The sequence below is a fragment of the Chryseobacterium sediminis genome (assembly GCF_008386505.1).
Taxonomy (GTDB): domain Bacteria; phylum Bacteroidota; class Bacteroidia; order Flavobacteriales; family Weeksellaceae; genus Chryseobacterium; species Chryseobacterium sediminis.
Window position 1 is genome coordinate 255,976 of the sequence record NZ_VUNZ01000001.1, and the last position, 18,499, is coordinate 274,474.

Sequence of the window (18,499 nt, forward strand, 5' to 3'; positions counted from 1 at the left end):
ATCGGTTGCATTTTATTATTAATTGAAAATAATATTAATTGGTTGGTGTTTATAAATAAACCTCCCGCAGATTTCAGAATTACAAGGGTTATTTACTGTGAATTCTAAAATCTGCGGGAGACTTTCTGCTTATTATTTATTACCTATTATTTTGATTCAAAAATATACGTTTGTCCTTTTTCAGTATCAAAATCAAAAACCTGTGTTTCAGGAATTGAGTAACCTTTTAATTCCGCTTTATCTGAAACTAATGGCTTTTTAATAGCATTCACCTGGTAATACAGATTCGGATTTTCTCCTTTTGCTGAGGTTAAACCTGTCTTGGATTTAAACTGAATATCTTTCGCAACTCTGATTCTCGCATTTCCTCCCAGAGCAGATTTTACAATAAGTTTTTTCAGTCTAGAATTCTTCCATTCCATATCGATTTCAAAACCGCCTCTTGCTTTTAATCCTCTCACAGAACCATTCGGTAAAGCATCGGGAAGGGCGGGCAAAATATAAATATAACCGTCATAACTTTGCAGTAATAGTTCAGCAATTCCTGAAGTACATCCAAAATTTCCATCAATTTGGAATGGGGGATGCGCATCCAGAAGATTTGGATAAGTTCCTCCCGACTGGCCTTTTGTTTCCATAGGTGCGGGAGTCAGCTGATCGGAGATTAATTTAAAAGCTCTGTTTCCGTCCAGTAATCTTGCCCACCAGTTTACTTTCCAGCCCATCGACCAGCCTGTGGATTTGTCACCGCGATACGTCATCGAATTTTTTGCAGCTTCTGTTAAATCAGGATTTCTGAAAGGAGAGATTTGTCCCGACGGAAAAAGTCCGTACAAATGCGAAATATGTCTGTGTTTATCATTGGTTCTGTCCATATCTGTAAGCCACTCCTGCAGTTGGGTGTGTTGCCCGATCTGCATGGGCGGAAGTTTAATTAAAGCTGATTTTACTTCATCCGAAAGGCCTTTATCTTCATTTAGAATTTTTGAAGCATTAATGAAATTATTAAAAACATCAAAAACCAACTGGTTATCCATCGTTGTTCCGGCCGTAATTCCCACACTTTTCATATAGGTGTTTTCGGGCGACATGGAAGGGGAGACTACCAGATATTTTTTCGAAGGATCCTGTTGTAGGACATCGAGATAAAATAAGGCACAGCCTTTCAGAGCAGCATAATGTTTTTTCAAAAATTGCTGATCTCCGGTGTATAGATAATGATTCCAGATGTGCTGAGTCAGCCATGCTCCGCCCATCGGCCACATTCCGTAAAACCCGCCGTCTACAATTCCGGTGATTCTCCACAAATCTGTATTGTGATGCATATTCCAGCCTTTGGCGTGGTACATTTCCTTCGCAGATTCCTGTCCTGTCACCGATAAATCCTGAATCATATCGAATAAAGGTTCGTGCATTTCACTGAGGTTTGTATTTTCAGCTGGCCAGTAATTCATTTCTGTATTGATGTTCACAGTGTATTTACTGTCCCAGGCAGGATTTAGCTGATCATTCCAGATTCCCTGAAGATTGGCAGGCTGGGTTCCCTGTTGTGAAGAAGATAGTAAAAGATAGCGTCCGAACTGGAAATATAACGCGACCAGATCCGGATCTTTTGAGCTTCCAAATTCTTTAATTCGAATGTCGGTTGTTTTTTTCGTCTGTTCGGTAGTTCCTAAATTTAACTCTACACGCTTGAAATATTTCTGATACTTTTCAATGTGTTCTTTTAATTCAGCATCATATTTTTTATGCAAAGCAGATTGTACATATTCTGAAACTCTCACATCAGGATTTCCGGAAATATCATTGTACTTTTTAAAATTAGTAGCAATGGAAATATAAATGATCACCTCATCTGCTCCGGAAATTTCAAGCTGATCTTTTATTGAGGTCAATTTTCCACCTTTTAAAACCGGAAAAGCCACTGTTTTAAAATTAATTTTTCCAATTTTATTATCGGAAGAACTGCTTGTTCCGTTAATCACCAATTGGTTTTTCTCTGTAAAAATTGATTTTTTCAAGTGTGGAGTGGAAGCATGAATAGAAAAATTCAGACTTCCTTTTTTGCCGGAAGATAGTTTAATCATGATCACGTTATCCGCAAAAGATGAGAAAATCTCACGCCTGAAAGTCACTCCATTTACTTCATAGGAAACACTACTGACTGCCTTTTCAATATCTAACGTCCGGGTATAATTTTTAAAATTTTCATGACCTTTAAAATCCAGAAACAGATCGCCCATCGTCTGATAAGGCATTCCGTAATTCAAATCTTTTGGAGCGGCTCTTGGATAGGTTGCATTGGATAGTTTTTGGGCTTGTTCAAACTGACCTTCATTCAATAGTTTTCTGATTTTCCGGATACTGTCGAATGTATTTTTCGGAACATTATTCCCCGGCTCTCCTGCCCAGATTGTTTCTTCATTAAGTTGAAGATGCTCCTGCGAAGCCCCGCCAAAAATCATAGCACCTAATTTTCCGTTTCCAATTGGTAAAGCCTCGTTCCAGTTTTCTGCAGGCTTGTCATAAATCAGTTTCAAATTTTGCTGTGCCTGAACTGAAACTGAAATTACCGTTCCAAAAGCCAGTAAAAAGATTTTATGTTGAATGATTTTGAACATTTTTATATTTTGTTAAAGTGATTTGATTTGTTGGAAAAAACGCAAGAGGCAAAGGTTTTCAATTATAATAATGCTTTAAGGCACAAGAAAATCAAAGATTTTCAGTAAGTTTTTATAATAATCAATTTATCGAAGATAAAATCCTTGCGCCTTAAAACGTAATAACCTAAATAATTTTTTGCGCCCTTGCGTTTTTCCAATATATTTTAATTACCCATTACTTATTGATTATGGCTTTAAGCCAGTCAGAGCATAATTTTTTCCAGTTATCCGTCAGTTCAGATTTATTCGTAATTCCGATTTTATGTCCACCTTCAGGGAAAATAAACATTGCACCTTTTACTTTGTTTTTTATCATTTCCTGATAGTATAAAATACTGTTCATGACAGGAACTGTTTTATCATTTTGAGCATGAAATAAAATTGTGGGTGGAGTTTTTTCCGTTATCCGGTTTTGCATCGAATATTCTTTGATTTTTTCAGGAGAAGCATTTTCACCCAAAAGGCTATTGCGGCTTCCGATATGGGCAAATTCTCCTAAATCAATAACCGGAGAAATCAAAATCGCAAAATTGGGAATAGTTGGAATTGAAGTCCAGTCTCCCTTTAATTCCGTATAATCTGTGGAAATATTACTTACAGATGCAGCCAGATGTCCGCCTGCAGAAGTTCCGATGACCCCGATCTGTTCCGGTGAAATACCATATTGCTCTGCATTTTTTCTCAGATATTTTATAGCTGCCTGAATGTCCTGTAGCGGGGCAATTTCTTTTTGTTTCAAGTCTGGAGAAGTCGGCAATCGGTAATTTAAAACAAAGGCTGAAATTCCTTGGGTATTGAACCATTTTGCGATCTGATAACCGCCCAAATCATAAGTGAGTTTATAATATCCACCACCGGGAATGACGATTACAGCCATCTGTTTTCTTTCTTCTTTTGGAGGTAGAAAAGCAAAAAGTTCGGTCTCTTTTATCTGTATGATTCTTCCGTCTTTTTCTTCAGTTTTCAATGGTAATCCTTTGGAGTTCGGCATCTGACCTTTCGGCCAGACCATAATTTTTTCCTGTGCAGATAATTGAAGAGTAAGGAAAATTAATAGGAGGAATGCGATTTTTTTCATAGCAAAATAATTTAACGAAATGCTTTTCTAAACCTTGAAGATTTGATTTTTTAATCTTTCATGAAGTCTTCTCTAAAAGGAGTGAAAGCATCAATGAGCTGTCCCGCTTCCAGACATTTTACTCCATGGAAAATATTGGGCTGTGCGAAAAATCCGTCACCTTGCTGTAAAATTTTTGTTTCGCCATCAACGGTCACTTCAAACTTTCCTGAAGCAACATAGGTGATCTGAGAATGAAAATGCTGGTGTAAAGCTCCGATGGCATCTTTTTCAAACTTTACAACCACCATCATTACCTGAGAATTGTACCCCACAAACTGTCTGGAAACTCCACCTCCTAAATCATCCCATTCGGAATTACCGTCAAAGAAAGGTTCTTTTTTGAACTTCATTTTTTATTTTTTTATTGTTAGCTAATCGCAAAGACGCAAAGTTTTTTAATGTTTTAAGGCGCAAGAAAATCAAAGATTTTCAGTTATTCAGTGTGAAGTTTTATCGAGGATAAAATCCTTGCGCCTTAAAGAATATTTATAAATCCCAGAATTCCTTGCGTCTTTGTGTTTAAAACTATTTAATATATTTCTCTAAACCGATTTTTAAACTCTTCAAATTTTTCAACGCTAATTTTGCAACTGATTCCGCGCCTAAGGTTGATAAATGAGTATCATCGTCTTTTCCTTTTGGATAGTAAGGGTTTTCTCCTTCTTTATAATGCAGATGGAGTTTTTTTGAATTTTCAGGACCGTAAGAAACTTCCAGTTGTTCTGTCAGTAACTGCATATCCACAAACGGAACTTTCAGATCATTGGCCACCATTCTTACCACTAAAGGATATTCTTTATGGGTATCAATCAAGACTCCGTTTTCATTGAAATTTCTTCTTACAATAGAAGTCATCAGAATGGGGGTTGCTCCTTTTGCTCTGGCTTCATTTACATACCTTTCCAGGTTGGCTCTATATTGTGTATATGGATTAGTGAATTTCGTGGAATCTTTAAATTTCTGATCGTTATGTCCAAACTGAATAATGACAAAATCACCTTTTTTCAGCTGTTTTTCCACTTTATCCCATCTGCCTTCAGTCCGAAAGCTTTTTGAACTTCTGCCATTCATCGCATGATTCTGAATTTCAATTCCTGTTGTTAAAAATTGTGGCAAAACCTGTCCCCAACCATGTTCTGGATTTTTATCCGGATTTTCTTTGTTGGCCATAGTAGAATCACCGATGAGAAAAAGGGTGGGTTTTTGTTGAGCAAATACGAATGTTGCCAAACAAATGTATACTATTAAAAGTAGTTTTTTCATTTAAATAATTTTTTAATTCATGTTCTTTTGTCTTAAAACAAAAGAACCAAAAGTTCAAGACTTGGAAACTTCCGCTAAAAAATTATTCCTGTTATCTAAAAATTCTAAAACTCGCACGAATTTAATATTTGCTTTTCAGTACAATTTTAGTGTCGTGCTTAAACAGTACAATTTTCTTAACACTCCATTTTCCTATGTCAATTTAATTGTGGTAATAATTACTTATTGACCATTACTTATTACTCATGTTTGGATTCCATCCATCAAAAATTTTTTCAAGGGTATAATTTTTCAAATCCTTTTTCGTCACCTGATGCGACCAGCTTACTCGTTTGGAGATGTCTCCTCCTTCACCTTTGCTGCCGGATTCTGCATAATAAGCGGTCTTTTCTTTATCAGGAAACATTTTGTCGCCTTTCCATGGATTCCAGCCTTCGGGAAGGATGTGTTTTCCCATTTCAGTGTTAATGAAAACAGTTTTGGCGTAAGGTCTCCAGGGTCTTCCCAAATAAACTTTTGTGATGTTTTCTTTTGCAATTAATTTACAGTCTAAAAAGACAAAACCATACGGTCTGCCGGCTTCTGTAGCGGCTGCGGTAATATAAGAATCGGCCAAACTTTTAATGGTGCAGTTTTTAAAAACAACGGTTGCCTGTCCAAAAATGAAATCAGTTGTTCCTTCAATATAGCAGTTTTCGAAATATTGCCTGCTGTGATTGGTTGCGGAATAAATGGTGTCCTGGCAGCCCAGAATATTTGAGTTTTTAATTACAAAACGGTCACCTTCCACATGAAGAGAAACCGCCTGTCCTTCATTGCATGAAGAGTTTTGTATGGTCAGATTGCTGATTTTAATGTCATCACCCATTACCAATAAAGTATAGGAATTGAAGGTTGTCATTTTTTCATTAAAAGCATCCGGTTTCCCTGAAAAATCATTATTGCTGATGATGGTATTGCCTTTATTTTCGCCCTCTAAGGTAATTTTATGTTTTGAAGAGGGAATAATCACTTTTTCATTATAGATTCCGCATTTAATGAAAACTAAAGCTTCTGCAGGCCCTAGATCTCTGATAGAATTTATGGCTTTCTGAATGGATGTGAAATCTCCGCTTCCGTCTTTGGCTACGGTAATTTTTATGTAAGAGTCATTTCCCGCAAAGAGAAAATTTGCCATCGATATGAACAGAATTAAAAATAACTTTTTCATAAACTGGATTATTGTTTTTTAATGCAAAGATTTTTATGAAACCTCATAATTTTTAGAAAGCAAAGGCGAATAAAATTTACTTCGTGAAGCTGTGACGATAACTTTACTAAATCAATTCGTTGATTCATCCTTGCTCGCTAAATATTCATTTATATTAAATTAAATCTTTGCGTTTAAAATCATAATTAATACTATTTCAAAACTTTATTTAAAAAATCAATTGTTAAATTCAAAGTTTCTGTAAACCAAGGTTCTGCCGACCAGAAAGAGTGCGGAGTATCTTTGATTTCATGAAATTCTGTCGGAATATTATAACTCTTTAATTTTTTCATCATATCGTCTCTTCCCGCATGAAAACGGGGTTGAGAGCTGTTAATGAAAAGGGTAGGAGGTGTATTTTTATCTACATACTCGAGAGGTGAAGCTTCTTTCCAGATTTTTGGATTGTCTTTTTGTGAATACCCCAGCCAATAGGCATCGTAGGTTCCTTCTTTTCCGGATTCTTCATGAACAAAAGAAACTACGCCATCTACATTGACAATAGCCTGTAATTTAATATTTTTCCTGACTCCGACTAAAGTAGCGATCTGAGCTCCGGCAGATTCACCCAAAACTGCCATTTTCTTTTTGTTTAAGGAATATCTTGAATGATTTTTCTTTACCCATTGAATACCTGTTTCAATATCTTCAACTCCGGCAGGATATTTCGCGACATCAGCCAATCGGTATCCGATAGCAATCACAACGTAGCCGTTTGAAGCCAGTTCCATTGCCATGAATTTTTCATTTTCCTTACTTCCGGAAATCCAGCCACCGCCATGTACCATAGCAATTCCCGGATATTTTTTTGATTGGTCGCGAGGATAGTATACATCGGCTTTTAAAGAAATTCCTTTGATATTGGCATATTCTACCTCTTTATCTATTTTGATATTTTGCGGCACAGGTCTGTCAATGGGTGTGATAAAAGGATATTTTTTCTTAAACTTTTCAAAAGTGCCTTCGTTAGTGTAAGGAGTGGCATTCGGTCTGTTTACCTGTCCAAATGCCATTGTCCCTACACAAAAAATAGAAATATAAGTATGTTTTTTGCTAAAATTCATGTTATCAAATTTTAAAATTTTAAACCATAAGAATATTAAAGGAGTTAAGTTTAATTAGAAAATCATTCTGATTTTAAGTATTATTCAAACCAAAGCTCGGCTTAATATTCTTAAAAACTTAACCAATCTTAATGGTTTTATCTTATCCTTGATGCATTTTATTTAACTGCGTTTTTTGCTACATCTTTTCCGAGGGAAAGTGAATTTTTATTGGATGTCACTTCTTTAGGAACCAATACTGCTCCTGTTTTGCTTCCTAACACTTTCACAACAGGTTTATTGGCAGATTCAAACTTCACTGTTGAAAGATTGATGTTTTTACTGTTGTAAATGGTTGCTCCCGTTCCTTCCGAATATTTCAGTTTTACATTTTTCAATTGAATTCCGTCTGCGTCTACAATGGTTAATGCTTTTCTCGTATCAAACTGCGAATCTTCAATGACTATATTTTTAAGATTCATTTCTGCTAAACCGAATAACGTAATGGCTTCATCAGAATTCACGGCATTGATATTTTTAAAGAAAATATTTCTGAAAACAGGTGTTTCTTCTGTTACCGGATATACTTTTTCCGGCGTTTTGTTGCCTTCCTTCTTTTGGCCATCCTCTAACACAGGAGAAGCTCCTTCATAGAACATATTGAATCCGATTACCTGTGTCGGAATATTAATCATATCAATATTTTTAATGTAAATATTTTCAACAATTCCGCCTCTTCCACGGGTTGTTTTAAAACGAAGACCGATATCTGTTCCGATGAAGGTACAGTCGGAAACATGGATGTTCCTTGCTCCGCCGGACATTTCACTTCCGATAACAAAACCTCCGTGACCGTGGTACACAACATTGTTTTTAATAATCACATTTTCAGTCGGCATTCCTCTCTTTCTGCCATCCTTATCTTTTCCTGATTTTATACAGATGGCATCGTCACCCACATCAAAAGTATTATCGTAAATCAAAACATTTTTACATGATTCGAGATCTACACCGTCTCCATTTTGTGAAAACCATGGATTTCTGACCGTAAGATTTCTTAAAATAATGTTGGTACACATTAACGGGTGAAGATTCCATGCCGGGGAATTCTGGAAGGTAGGTCCGTCTAACAAAACTTTATCACAACCAACTAAACTTACCATTACCGGACGAAGAAAATCTTTAACTGTCGTTAATTCATCTTTAGAAATTTTATCGGGGACATTGAAACTAGAACTGCTTTCAAATCCTTTTTTATAACTTTCTGAAGGGAACCATGTTTTTCCGTCTGCAGATAATAATCCGCCAGATTTCACTATGTTTTTCCATTCAGATTCTGAAACTTTGCTTTTTTTGATGGCTCTCCACGCATCACCACTTCCGTCGATTACTCCTTTTCCTGTGATGGCAATATTGGTTGCATTTTTCGCGGAAATAGGAGACTGGCAGCGAATGGTGTTTAACCCTTCAAAACTTACGTCAACCAAGGGATAATCTGCTTTATCTTTACTGAAAACGATGAAAGCGCCTTCTTCCACGTGAAGATTGATATTGCTTTTCAACTCAATGGGACCCGTTAACCACATTCCGCGGGGAATAACCAATTTTCCGCCGCCTTTTATACTAAGGTCTTCAATTGCTTTTTTGAAAACTTCCGTATTTTTTACATTTCCACCTGCAACGCCACCATATTGTGTGATGGAAACGGTGTTGGCTGCAAATGAAGTTTCTGCCACCTGAGGCATTTTAAACTCAATATTTTTATAAATATCCAGGTTCTGAGCATATGTTTGCCCTGAAAACATCATGGCTGCTAAACCGATAATTGTAAGAGACTTCTTCATTTTATTTTTTCTGAGTTTTAATTACTTTTTTAAATTCCTGGTAAACAATGGACGCCACTGCTTTTGCACCTTCCGGCTGAAAATGGGTATTGTCTTTTTGACCCTTCGGATAGGCTTCATACACATTCTCAGGGAGATTCATGAAATAGTGATTCGTTGTAAAATCTTGTCCTTTTTTGGTAAAATATTCCATGGATAATTTGTTTAAATCGATGTAAGGAACATTCATTTCTTTAGCAATTTCAATGGGAGCCTGTGCATATTCTCCATGTACATTTTCCAGTTTGCCATCTTTCCAGGGATAATTTCTGGCAACGGGTGTTAAGATGATAGGATGTGCACCTTTTTGTTTTGTCTGCGTTACAAATAATCTTAAAAGTTCTTTATATCCTTCAATATTTACATACCGTTCTGTATGCTTTTCAGAACCGTCATTATGACCAAACTGCATAATGACATAATCGTTCGGCTGCAAATGGTCATATACATATCTCCATCTTCCTTCCTGAAAAAATGTTCTGGTACTTCTTCCGCCATGCGCTCTGTCGATAACAGCAACAGAATCTGTTGTAATTGAGGGTTTCAGAGAAGCCAGACTGTCTTTTGTAAAATAGGGCTGAAAAACCTGTCCCCATCCGGTAATCGGGTAGCGGACTTTCATATAATCTTTTCCAGGTTCGTAATCCCCGGTATAATCTGCCATTGTGGAATCTCCGATAAGATAAATATGGGTGACCTTTTTATTGTTTTTTGCCATTGCCTTTTGGACGTTGTTTTGTGATTGACATGCAGACAATAGCAAAACGACGAATAAAAATGAAACTATACTATATCTTTTTTTTGTCATTGATTTTGATGAATTAGGCTCTAATTTTATCAAACCTAACAGGTTTTAAAAACCTGTTAGGTTTCTATATTGTTAAATGAAATTAATTTTTAGTAATTCTGAACCAGTCAAAATCTGCATATCCTCCACGAGGGGCTTTTGCTGTACTTATACTATATAAACCGACTTTTGCACCGATCCATTTTCCGGGTTTTGACTGAAAAACGTCACCTGCTTTTATGAAATTTTTTCCGTTTTCACTGTAACTGAACTGGCATAGGCCATTCGGCTCGCTTACATTTACTTTTAAATAGACTTCGTTTCCTTTTAATTTTGTTTCAAACAAAACCTTCTCTTCACCTCCTTTATCTGCTTTTTCGGCTCTTCTTAACTGAATATAGAATCCATCGGGTTTATTGGTAATCACAATTGACTCATGATCTAATCCCATTACTAATAAACCTGCAGTTTTGCCTTCTTTAGCATCTTCGGGAGTTAATTTTACTTTGGTAGAAGCTGCAAAATTCGGGGCAGGGAATTTTTGGGTTAACAGATTCGGAACATTCCATAGATTTTTTTCACCTTCAGGAACTTTTATTGAAAATAATCTTAAAAATTTCTGTCCGGGAAGTTTAGAAGACCACACGATATTTTCGTTGGCGCTCCATTGCCATTGAATTCCTAATTTTTCACCATCAAATTCATCTGTTTCAGGAGGAGTAGCGACAGGGTAGGATTTTCCCACGTTGGGTTTTTTATAGGTTAAAACCGGCTCTCCGATTCCGTTTTTATTATTATCGATCCCGATGATAGGCCAGTCTTTTTCCCACTTCATCGGTTGTAAGTGAACGATTCTTCCGCCCGCATCCACATCCTGGAAATGGTAGAACCAATCTTCCCCTGAAGGTGTATCTACCCAAGCACCCTGATGAGGTCCGTTGATTTTTGTTGATCCCTGTTCCAGCACTACTTTTTCTTCGTAGGGTCCGTAAATATTTTTTGATCTTAATACCAATTGCCAACCGGTTGCTACACCACCTGCAGGAGCAAAAATGTAGTAATAACCGTTTCTTTTATACATTTTCGGACCTTCCACTGTTGGGTGTGCATCGTGGCCATCGAAAATGTGAACCCCTTTATCCAGGACTTTTGTTCCTTCGGGATTCATTTTGTTAAGAGTCAGAATACTTTTCACTCCGGCGCGGCTTCCTGCCCAACCATGCACTAAATAAGCATTTCCATCCTCATCCCAAAACGGACAGGAGTCGATTAAACCTTTTCCTTCCATTACCAAAACAGGCTTCTCCCAGGTTCCCAGCGGATTTTTAGTTTTCACCATGTAAATTCCAAAATCGGGATCGCCCCAATAGATGTAAAATTCACCTTTGTGGAATCTGATACTGGGTGCCCAAACTCCGTCACCTCTTTTTGGTGTGGAAAAATGGTTGTTTGGAAGTACATCAGGAAGTGCATAATTCATCAGTTCCCAGTTGACCATATCTTTTGAATGAAGAATGGGCAGTCCCGGAGCTTCATTGAAACTTGAAGCGGTCATATAATAATCTTCACCAACACGAATAGCGTCCGGATCAGAATAATCGGCGTATAAAACCGGATTTCTGTAATTTTTCCCCTGATCTGCAGTCCAGACTTCAGAAACGATGTTTTTCTCCTGTGCGTTGAGGTATGTTGGGGCAGCTGAAAATAATATGATCACTGCTATATTTAAAATTTTTGTCTTCATAAAATCAGATTCATTATTTAGGTAATAGGAATCAGGTTGTGGTTCTTGATTTATTTTTCAAATTCTAAACTTGCCAAAATGAACGGTCCTGTTCCTTTTCCGTCATTTGAACGGATTTCTTCGTTTATATAATATTCGTAAGAGCCATCTCTGTAAGGCTTTCCTCCTAATCCGGCAACAGCACAGCATTTATTTAAATTCACCACGCCGTTTTCATCAACCGTGATTAAATTTTTGATAATTCCGTCATAACCTTTTTTCGCAGCAGCTTTATATGATTTTGGAAGATAACCTTCGTTGACCGATTTAATGATCGTGTAAACGAACATTGCTGATGCTGTTGCTTCTTCATAATTACCTTTTTCCAAAGGCTTGTCTAAGACCTGATACCAAAGACCGGATTTTTTATCCTGAACTTTAATGACGGCATCTGCGTAAGATTGTAGGTAAGAAATTAATCTTGCTCTTCCCGGATGGTTTTCAGGTAAATAATCTAATACATCTACCATGGCCATTCCGTACCAGCCCATCGCTCTTCCCCAGAAATTTGGGGAAAGTCCGGTTTCTTTATTGGCCCAGGCTTCTTTTTTACTTTCATCCCAGGCATGATAAAGAAGTCCTGTTTTTTTGTCTAAAAGATTTTTCTGAACGGAATCAAATTGGAAAACAATATCATCATACGCTTTCTGAGCATCTGCGCCTTTGATAAAATCTTTTGTATAGTGTGTGTAGAAAGGCATTCCCATATAAAGCCCATCCAGCCAAACCTGGTAAGGATAGATTTTTTTATGCCAGAAAGATCCTTCATTGGTTCTGGGCTGCCCATCGATTTGTAAACGTAAAGTCTGAAGAGCCTTCAGGTATTTCTCTTTTTTCTCTTTTTCATAAAGGTAAAGAAGAACATTTCCGCTGTTGAGCATGTCAATATTATACTTAGAAATGTCGTAGGTAAGGATTGTACCGTCTTCTTTAATCAGGTCTTCACCGAAACCGCTGATATAATCGTAATATTCTTTTTTGCCTGTTTTTGCATATACTTTTTCTGCACCGTCCAAAACTATCGCTGATGGATAGGTCCATTTCGGGCTTTTACTGAAATCAAGCATCCAGGCTTGGGGGAATCTATGTATTTCGGAAAGCAGCATTCTTTCTGACCATTTCAAATTGGAAGGAATTATTTTTCCTGATTTTGAAGTTTCTGTTGAAGTTTTTGCTGCGGTTACATTTTTGGTTTGAGCACATGCAAGGAACATTCCTGAACCTAAAATGGCCACCGCATATGCTTTTATGGTATTATTAATGAAATTCATGATCTAAACTTTAAAGTTGATTATTTTTATCTAAAATTTCCAGTTTTTTATCCAGGTCCTGATAAAATGCTTCTTCTGTTATCAAACCGTTTGGTTCCAATGACCAGGCTCCTAAAAAGTAATAAGAGACATTCTTTGTTTTCTTGAAAACCACGGTATGCGTTGATTTTGTTTTTACATATTTATCAAAACTTTCGAGAGGATAAAAGATAGCCATCCCCAGATTGTCATCTTTTTTCGTTTCGGTTTGATTGCCATAAGTAGCAATATAGCCCCATTTTTTATTTTTACTGATTCCCTGTTTTAACGGAATATTTTTAAAAGCAACAATTCCGGTACATAATCCTGAAATGGTATTGCTTAAGTTTAAATCTACTTTTACAAACCTGTCTCTGTTGAAAATCGTCAGTTTTGACTGTAAATCGATGGGATTTCCCCAGGTTTTCCAGCCTTTATAATCGATAGATGCGTAAGACTGGTCTTTTTCATTAACAACTTTTACGGCTGTATTTTTTACAATTTTAAAAGTTTCAACAAAATCATTTTGTTCATCATATCTTCCATAAGAACCGATGCCGATTGTACGTCCGGATTTCAAGATATCCTGTCCCCAGGATGCATCGTGATGATAGGATTCAAAGCCGTCTTGTCCGACTTCAGGTAAAACCAAAGTGTTTATTTTTTTACCGAAAATATCCGTAGCATTTCTCCAGTCCAGATATAATCTGTAGCCGATCTGGTTGTTTTCCAGTCCGATACCTTCATATCGGATATAGTAAGAATGATCGGTATGAGATTCAGGAAGAGTGATTTCCTGAATATTTTTGAAAGTTCCTCCAATGTATTGATTACCTTCCCATTTTCCGCCTTCTTTTACGGAAAGTTCTGCATAGGAAAAGGGAGCTTTTGGATTTTTCTTAATTTTTTCAATTACAGAAGTCTGAGCCAGAGAAAATGCTGAACTCAAAAATGCTCCTGCCATTATTATTCTAAACAAGTTGAATTTCATAATATTTTTTTTATTAGATAACTGGTTTTTTTAACTAAAAGTTTTCATGGTTATTGGTATTGTCTTTCGGTTATTTTTTTAACCAGATCGTTAAAATATACTTCAATATTATCGTAGTTTTTATCCAAATTCCGTTCGTTGGAATTGGCAACTTTTGGATTTAATTTATTCTTAATTTCCCATTCATCAGGCATTCCGTCGTTGTCTGAATCGGGTAGGGGTTTTCCTGTTTTTAAATCCGGAAATCCGCCGACATCTTTTTGAGAATCTATGATTCCGTTGGAACTTCCTTTTGAACCGCTGTAAGTGAAGCTTCCGTTTTTTACATCTTTTAAAACATGTAAATCCACAGCATCCCTTACTAAACTGGCACCGCCGATCTGTAAAATTTTATCATAAGCTGCTTTCGCAGCATCAGTTTTTACATTATTCTGAATATCGTGAGGTTTGTTGATCTTTATCTCATTTTTATCTTTGTCAGTCAGGTTATAAGAAGGTTTCATCTGTGCGAAAACTCCTTGTGTCCAATTGTCTTTTGTTACTTCTGCATTTCCTTCAATCACATTTCCGCTGATGTAATATTTCCCCCAGGTATTGTAAACTTCTGTCTCTGGTTTTTCATTTTTATCAATGGCAACAATTCTCTGTCTGGTCATCGTTGCAGGTCCCGGTTTGTAGTAATTATTAACCATATTTACATTCATTCCTTCACCACCGTAGACATTGTTGTGTCCCCAGTTGTAAATCACATTATTTCTGAAATCAGTAAGATCGGTCAGGGCAAATTTACTTCCCGCATATTCTCCCAATCTCGGGTTTCTGCTGTCGTGATGAGCGTAGAGATTATGGTGAAAACTTGCAAATTTTCCTCCTGCAATTCCACCATATCCGTGAGCGCCTTTCCGGTGAGCAGAATTTCTTAAACTTTCTGCGATCACGCACCATTGAAGCGTGGTGTTTTCATTCACATAAATGGATACTGTTTCATCTGTTGACCAACTCATAGAGCAATGATCAACGATTAGATTTTTGATAAATCTTGCCCCTAACGCATCGCCTTCAAAATTTTTCTGATCACCCATTCTGAATCGCATGTAACGTATAACCACATTGTCTGCGCCTATGAAAGTTTCGTAATTGGCAACTGTAATTCCATCTCCGGGAGCGGTTTGTCCGGCAACGGTAACATCGCCTTCCTTTATCTTTGAAGGTGATTCCAGATAAATGGTTCCGCTGGTTTTAAACACAATATATCTCGGACCTTTTTGGTCTAAAGCATATCTTAAAGTGCCTTCTGAGCCATCATCTGTTAGTTTTGTTACGAAATAAACCCTTCCGCCGCGGCCACCTGTTGTATATCTTCCGAAACCTTCTGCTCCCGGAAAACTCAAGACTTCCTGAGCATTGGTCAACATAGCAATACCACATAAGGTCCCTATCGTGAACATTTTTTTGAAGTGTTTTTTCATGATTGAAAATTCTTTGGTGTTTTGGATTTGGATTAGGTTTATTTCAAACTTTTTTTGATGTTCCAACGGTCGTTTCCTTTTAAAATAATTTCTGTAGTGTATTTTTTTCTTTCTTCTTTTGTTAATTGATGTGACCACGGAACTCTTTTGGAAATATGGGCTCCGCTTCCTTTTGAGTTGAATTCTGCGTAGAAAGTGGTCTTTTCTGCATCAGGTTTGCTCCAGTTGTGCCATCCTTCAGGTTTTATGGTAGAGTTGATTTCACAATCAATGTAAACGGTTTTTGCAAAAGGTCTCCAGGGTCTTCCTAAATACACTGAGTTTTCTTTGGCATTTCCGATGATTTTTGAATTGATAAAAACAAATCCGAACTCGTTTTCCTGTGGGGTAGAAGCGGCTGTAACGTAGCTTGCCGTTTCTTTAGAATAAATGGTGCAGTTTTCAAAAACGGCAGTTCCGGCTCCGAAAATATAATCGGTTGTACCTTCGATATAGCAGTTTTTAAAGTAATTTCTTGATGGTTTTGTCTTGTCAGTGGAATCCTGAGCTCCTTTTAAGTACAAGGTATCCTGATTTCCTAAGAATCTGCAGTTTTCAAAAGCAATTCTGTCACCTGAAGTCAGTGCGGCAACGGCCTGTCCAACTCTTCCTGAGCTGTTTTCAAATGAAATGTTTTTCGCTGTGAAATCATTTGAATAAATAAAAATAGTAGAAGAACCTGTGGTTCCGATATCTTTTCCTTCTGCATTCTTTTTTGAAGCAAAATCATCATACGTAATGATGGTGTTCTGAGGGTTTTCTCCTTCTAACACAATGGGACCTTTTGTTTCAGGAATGGTAATTTTTTCTTTGTAAACTCCGGGTTTAATTAAAATTTTTGTCCTTATAGAAGAATCATTTTCAATGGCATCAATGGCTTGTTGTATGGTGGTAAAGCTGCCTTTTCCGTCTTTTGAAACCACGATCGTTTTATCGGCAGTTTTAAAAGAAAGAAGGCTTAACAATAGTATCGAAAGTATTGAAATGAAGTTAAAATTTATATTAATCAGAGGAGCTTTCATAAAGGTTTAATGTGATTTAAAATACAGACTTAGCCTAGGCCAAGCCTGTATTCTCAACTTAATATGAATGTATTTTTAATTTCTAGTAGCCGTAATCTTGTGTAAGGTTATAATTTGACATAATGATATCACTGTAAATAGGCAATAATTCTCTTTTGTTGGGCTGGAAATATTGCGCAAAACCTTTTACAGGATCGCTGATATATGTTGGTAACACTGCGGCTCTCCACGCTATTTTAGTATATCCTGCTGGAGTTGCATCCTGAGAAGGCAGATAAAATACCTGGGACTTATCTCCTCCTGTAAAGAAAATATCGATATCATTAATATTTTGCTGCGCCGTTTTTGTAGGATCGTAAACTGATTTCTTATAATAAAGATTCAATGGTACGTTAGCATACTGACCTGTTCCGTTGGCAAAAGCGGTTAATTTTTGTCTTGTTTCCGTAATTTTAGCATCTAATAAATTCCAGCGGATCAAATCATATTTTCTGATCCCTTCACAACCCAGTTCCAATAATCTTTCCTGAACAAGATAATTGAAGAACCCATTTTTATCGGTAGGAATTGTTCCAACTTGTCCTAAATTTCCTGTGTAAGCCCTGTTTCTTACCGCTTTTACCGCATTGATGGCATCTGAAGAAGGCGCTCCGTGAAGTTCATTATCTGCTTCAGCAAACATTAATAATACATCTGAAAAACGCAGTAAAGGCCAGTCAACAGCAAGATTTTGAGAAGGTCCTGTTACATTGGTCCAGGACTTTCTGTATTTAGAATCTGTGAAAGAAATGGCATTTACGAGTTCAGCCTGATTAGAATTATTCACTTTGAAAATTCCAACGTTCATATCTCTTCTCAAGTCATATTTACTGAATTCGTAGAAATAAGTCGGAAGGGCATTGATTCCTCCTCCACCTTTCCAGCTGGAGTTGTCATCATGCTTTAAGCCATTATAGTAACCGATTTTACTGTCTGTTCTTGCGTTTCCTCCGAATGCTCCTACACAGAAAATGATTTCGTTGGTGGTGTCTTGCGAGTTTGAATGTAAAGCTTTGAAAACTTGCTCGTAGCTTGGGTTTAAGCTATGTTCACCAGTATGATTCATGATGTCTTTACATTCATCAAGAGCAATTTGATAATAGGTTTGAGGATTGGTTCCCTTCACCATCTGCTGTGGATTTCTTCTTAAAGAATATCCTGCTCTTGCTAATGCGATTCTTGCTCTTAATCCTTTTACAAAACCTTTGGAAATTCTGGCATTGGTCGTGCTTCCTTCGGATCTCCAAGGAACTAAATTGGCAGCCTGGGCAAGATCAGCAATCATTTTTTCGTAAATAACGTCTCTGTCAGTTTTCGCTAAATAAAGATTGTCATAATCTGCAGATGGTTTGTCCTGAAAAGGTACATCACCCCAGTTTCTTATCAGTTCATAATAAAACTGAGCTCTTAATGTTAAAGCTTCTCCAAGGTATCTGTCCATTAATTTTTTATCAGCGTCAGAACCTGTCTTGTAAACAGGAGACAGCGGAATGTTTTTAATGCAAAGATTGGCTCTTTCAATTCCTGAATATAATTTTAAGAAAGGTTTATTTAATTCTGTATTGGTAGGGCAGGCACCAAATGTTGCGAGACCTCTTCTGTCATTACAGTTGTAATCTCCCGAAGTTCTGAAATCATCACTTGAATGCGGATATATTAATGCTAATCTCTGCCCGTATCCGTCATCACCTGCAAGCTGGCTGTAAACTCCCACTAAAGCGGTAAATGTGTCGGATACACTATCGAATTGCTGAGCTTCTGCAACACTTGAATAGTTTTCAGGTTCAAGATAATCGCTACATGAATGTATGGTGGTAAGAGATAGAATGCAACTTATTATAATTATTGTTTTTTTCATG

14 protein-coding genes are annotated in these 18,499 nt (G+C 36.9%); all 14 read right to left on the reverse strand.

The genetic code is table 11. The features are described 5' to 3' along the window. Nucleotides 1-146 precede the first annotated feature (146 nt). The 14 genes from FW780_RS01145 to FW780_RS01210 all read right to left on the reverse strand — a co-directional run bounded on the left by FW780_RS01145 (nucleotide 147) and on the right by FW780_RS01210 (nucleotide 18,498). On the reverse strand, nucleotides 147-2,621 hold the full coding sequence (locus FW780_RS01145; RefSeq protein ID WP_149831824.1) for a glycoside hydrolase family 95 protein: 2,475 nt from the start codon (nucleotides 2,619-2,621) through the stop codon (nucleotides 147-149). 217 nt (nucleotides 2,622-2,838) lie between these two features. Further along, nucleotides 2,839-3,741 carry an alpha/beta hydrolase gene (locus tag FW780_RS01150; RefSeq protein ID WP_149831825.1) on the reverse strand — a complete coding sequence of 301 codons (903 nt, stop codon included), beginning with the start codon at nucleotides 3,739-3,741 and terminating at the stop codon, nucleotides 2,839-2,841. Between the two features lie 50 nt (nucleotides 3,742-3,791). Continuing rightward, nucleotides 3,792-4,133, reverse strand: coding sequence for a cupin domain-containing protein (locus FW780_RS01155; RefSeq protein ID WP_149831826.1), 342 nt, complete (start codon nucleotides 4,131-4,133; stop codon nucleotides 3,792-3,794). 175 nt (nucleotides 4,134-4,308) lie between these two features. Beyond that, nucleotides 4,309-5,046: a rhamnogalacturonan acetylesterase gene (locus FW780_RS01160; RefSeq protein WP_149831827.1), complete on the reverse strand. Its 738-nt coding sequence runs from the start codon at nucleotides 5,044-5,046 to the stop codon at nucleotides 4,309-4,311. Between the two features lie 232 nt (nucleotides 5,047-5,278). Beyond that, nucleotides 5,279-6,256, reverse strand: a complete 978-nt coding sequence (locus tag FW780_RS01165; RefSeq protein ID WP_149831828.1) for a pectinesterase family protein — start codon at nucleotides 6,254-6,256, stop codon at nucleotides 5,279-5,281. 191 nt (nucleotides 6,257-6,447) lie between these two features. Continuing rightward, nucleotides 6,448-7,359 carry an alpha/beta hydrolase gene (locus FW780_RS01170; RefSeq protein WP_149831829.1) on the reverse strand — a complete coding sequence of 304 codons (912 nt, stop codon included), beginning with the start codon at nucleotides 7,357-7,359 and terminating at the stop codon, nucleotides 6,448-6,450. A gap of 158 nt (nucleotides 7,360-7,517) precedes the next feature. Further along, the gene (locus tag FW780_RS01175; protein ID WP_149831830.1) at nucleotides 7,518-9,182 is read right to left on the reverse strand and encodes a glycoside hydrolase family 28 protein; all 1,665 of its coding nucleotides are present in this window, start codon (nucleotides 9,180-9,182) and stop codon (nucleotides 7,518-7,520) included. Between the two features lies 1 nt (nucleotide 9,183). Further along, nucleotides 9,184-9,939, reverse strand: a complete 756-nt coding sequence (locus FW780_RS01180) for a rhamnogalacturonan acetylesterase (protein ID WP_241676819.1) — start codon at nucleotides 9,937-9,939, stop codon at nucleotides 9,184-9,186. Nucleotides 9,940-10,111: 172 nt separating this feature from the next. Then, a complete protein-coding gene (locus FW780_RS01185) occupies nucleotides 10,112-11,752 on the reverse strand; it encodes a glycoside hydrolase family 43 protein (RefSeq protein WP_149831832.1) in 1,641 nt (546 codons plus the stop codon). A 50-nt stretch (nucleotides 11,753-11,802) separates the two neighbouring features. Further along, nucleotides 11,803-13,062, reverse strand: a complete 1,260-nt coding sequence (locus FW780_RS01190) for a glycoside hydrolase family 88/105 protein (RefSeq protein WP_149831833.1) — start codon at nucleotides 13,060-13,062, stop codon at nucleotides 11,803-11,805. A gap of 10 nt (nucleotides 13,063-13,072) precedes the next feature. Further along, on the reverse strand, nucleotides 13,073-14,071 hold the full coding sequence (locus FW780_RS01195; RefSeq protein ID WP_149831834.1) for a DUF4861 family protein: 999 nt from the start codon (nucleotides 14,069-14,071) through the stop codon (nucleotides 13,073-13,075). Nucleotides 14,072-14,121: 50 nt separating this feature from the next. Beyond that, nucleotides 14,122-15,540, reverse strand: a complete 1,419-nt coding sequence (locus FW780_RS01200) for a pectate lyase family protein (protein WP_149831835.1) — start codon at nucleotides 15,538-15,540, stop codon at nucleotides 14,122-14,124. 38 nt (nucleotides 15,541-15,578) lie between these two features. Further along, nucleotides 15,579-16,601: a pectinesterase family protein gene (locus tag FW780_RS01205; RefSeq protein ID WP_149831836.1), complete on the reverse strand. Its 1,023-nt coding sequence runs from the start codon at nucleotides 16,599-16,601 to the stop codon at nucleotides 15,579-15,581. A gap of 82 nt (nucleotides 16,602-16,683) precedes the next feature. Then, the gene (locus FW780_RS01210) at nucleotides 16,684-18,498 is read right to left on the reverse strand and encodes a RagB/SusD family nutrient uptake outer membrane protein (RefSeq protein WP_149831837.1); all 1,815 of its coding nucleotides are present in this window, start codon (nucleotides 18,496-18,498) and stop codon (nucleotides 16,684-16,686) included. Between the last annotated feature and the right edge of the window lies 1 nt (nucleotide 18,499).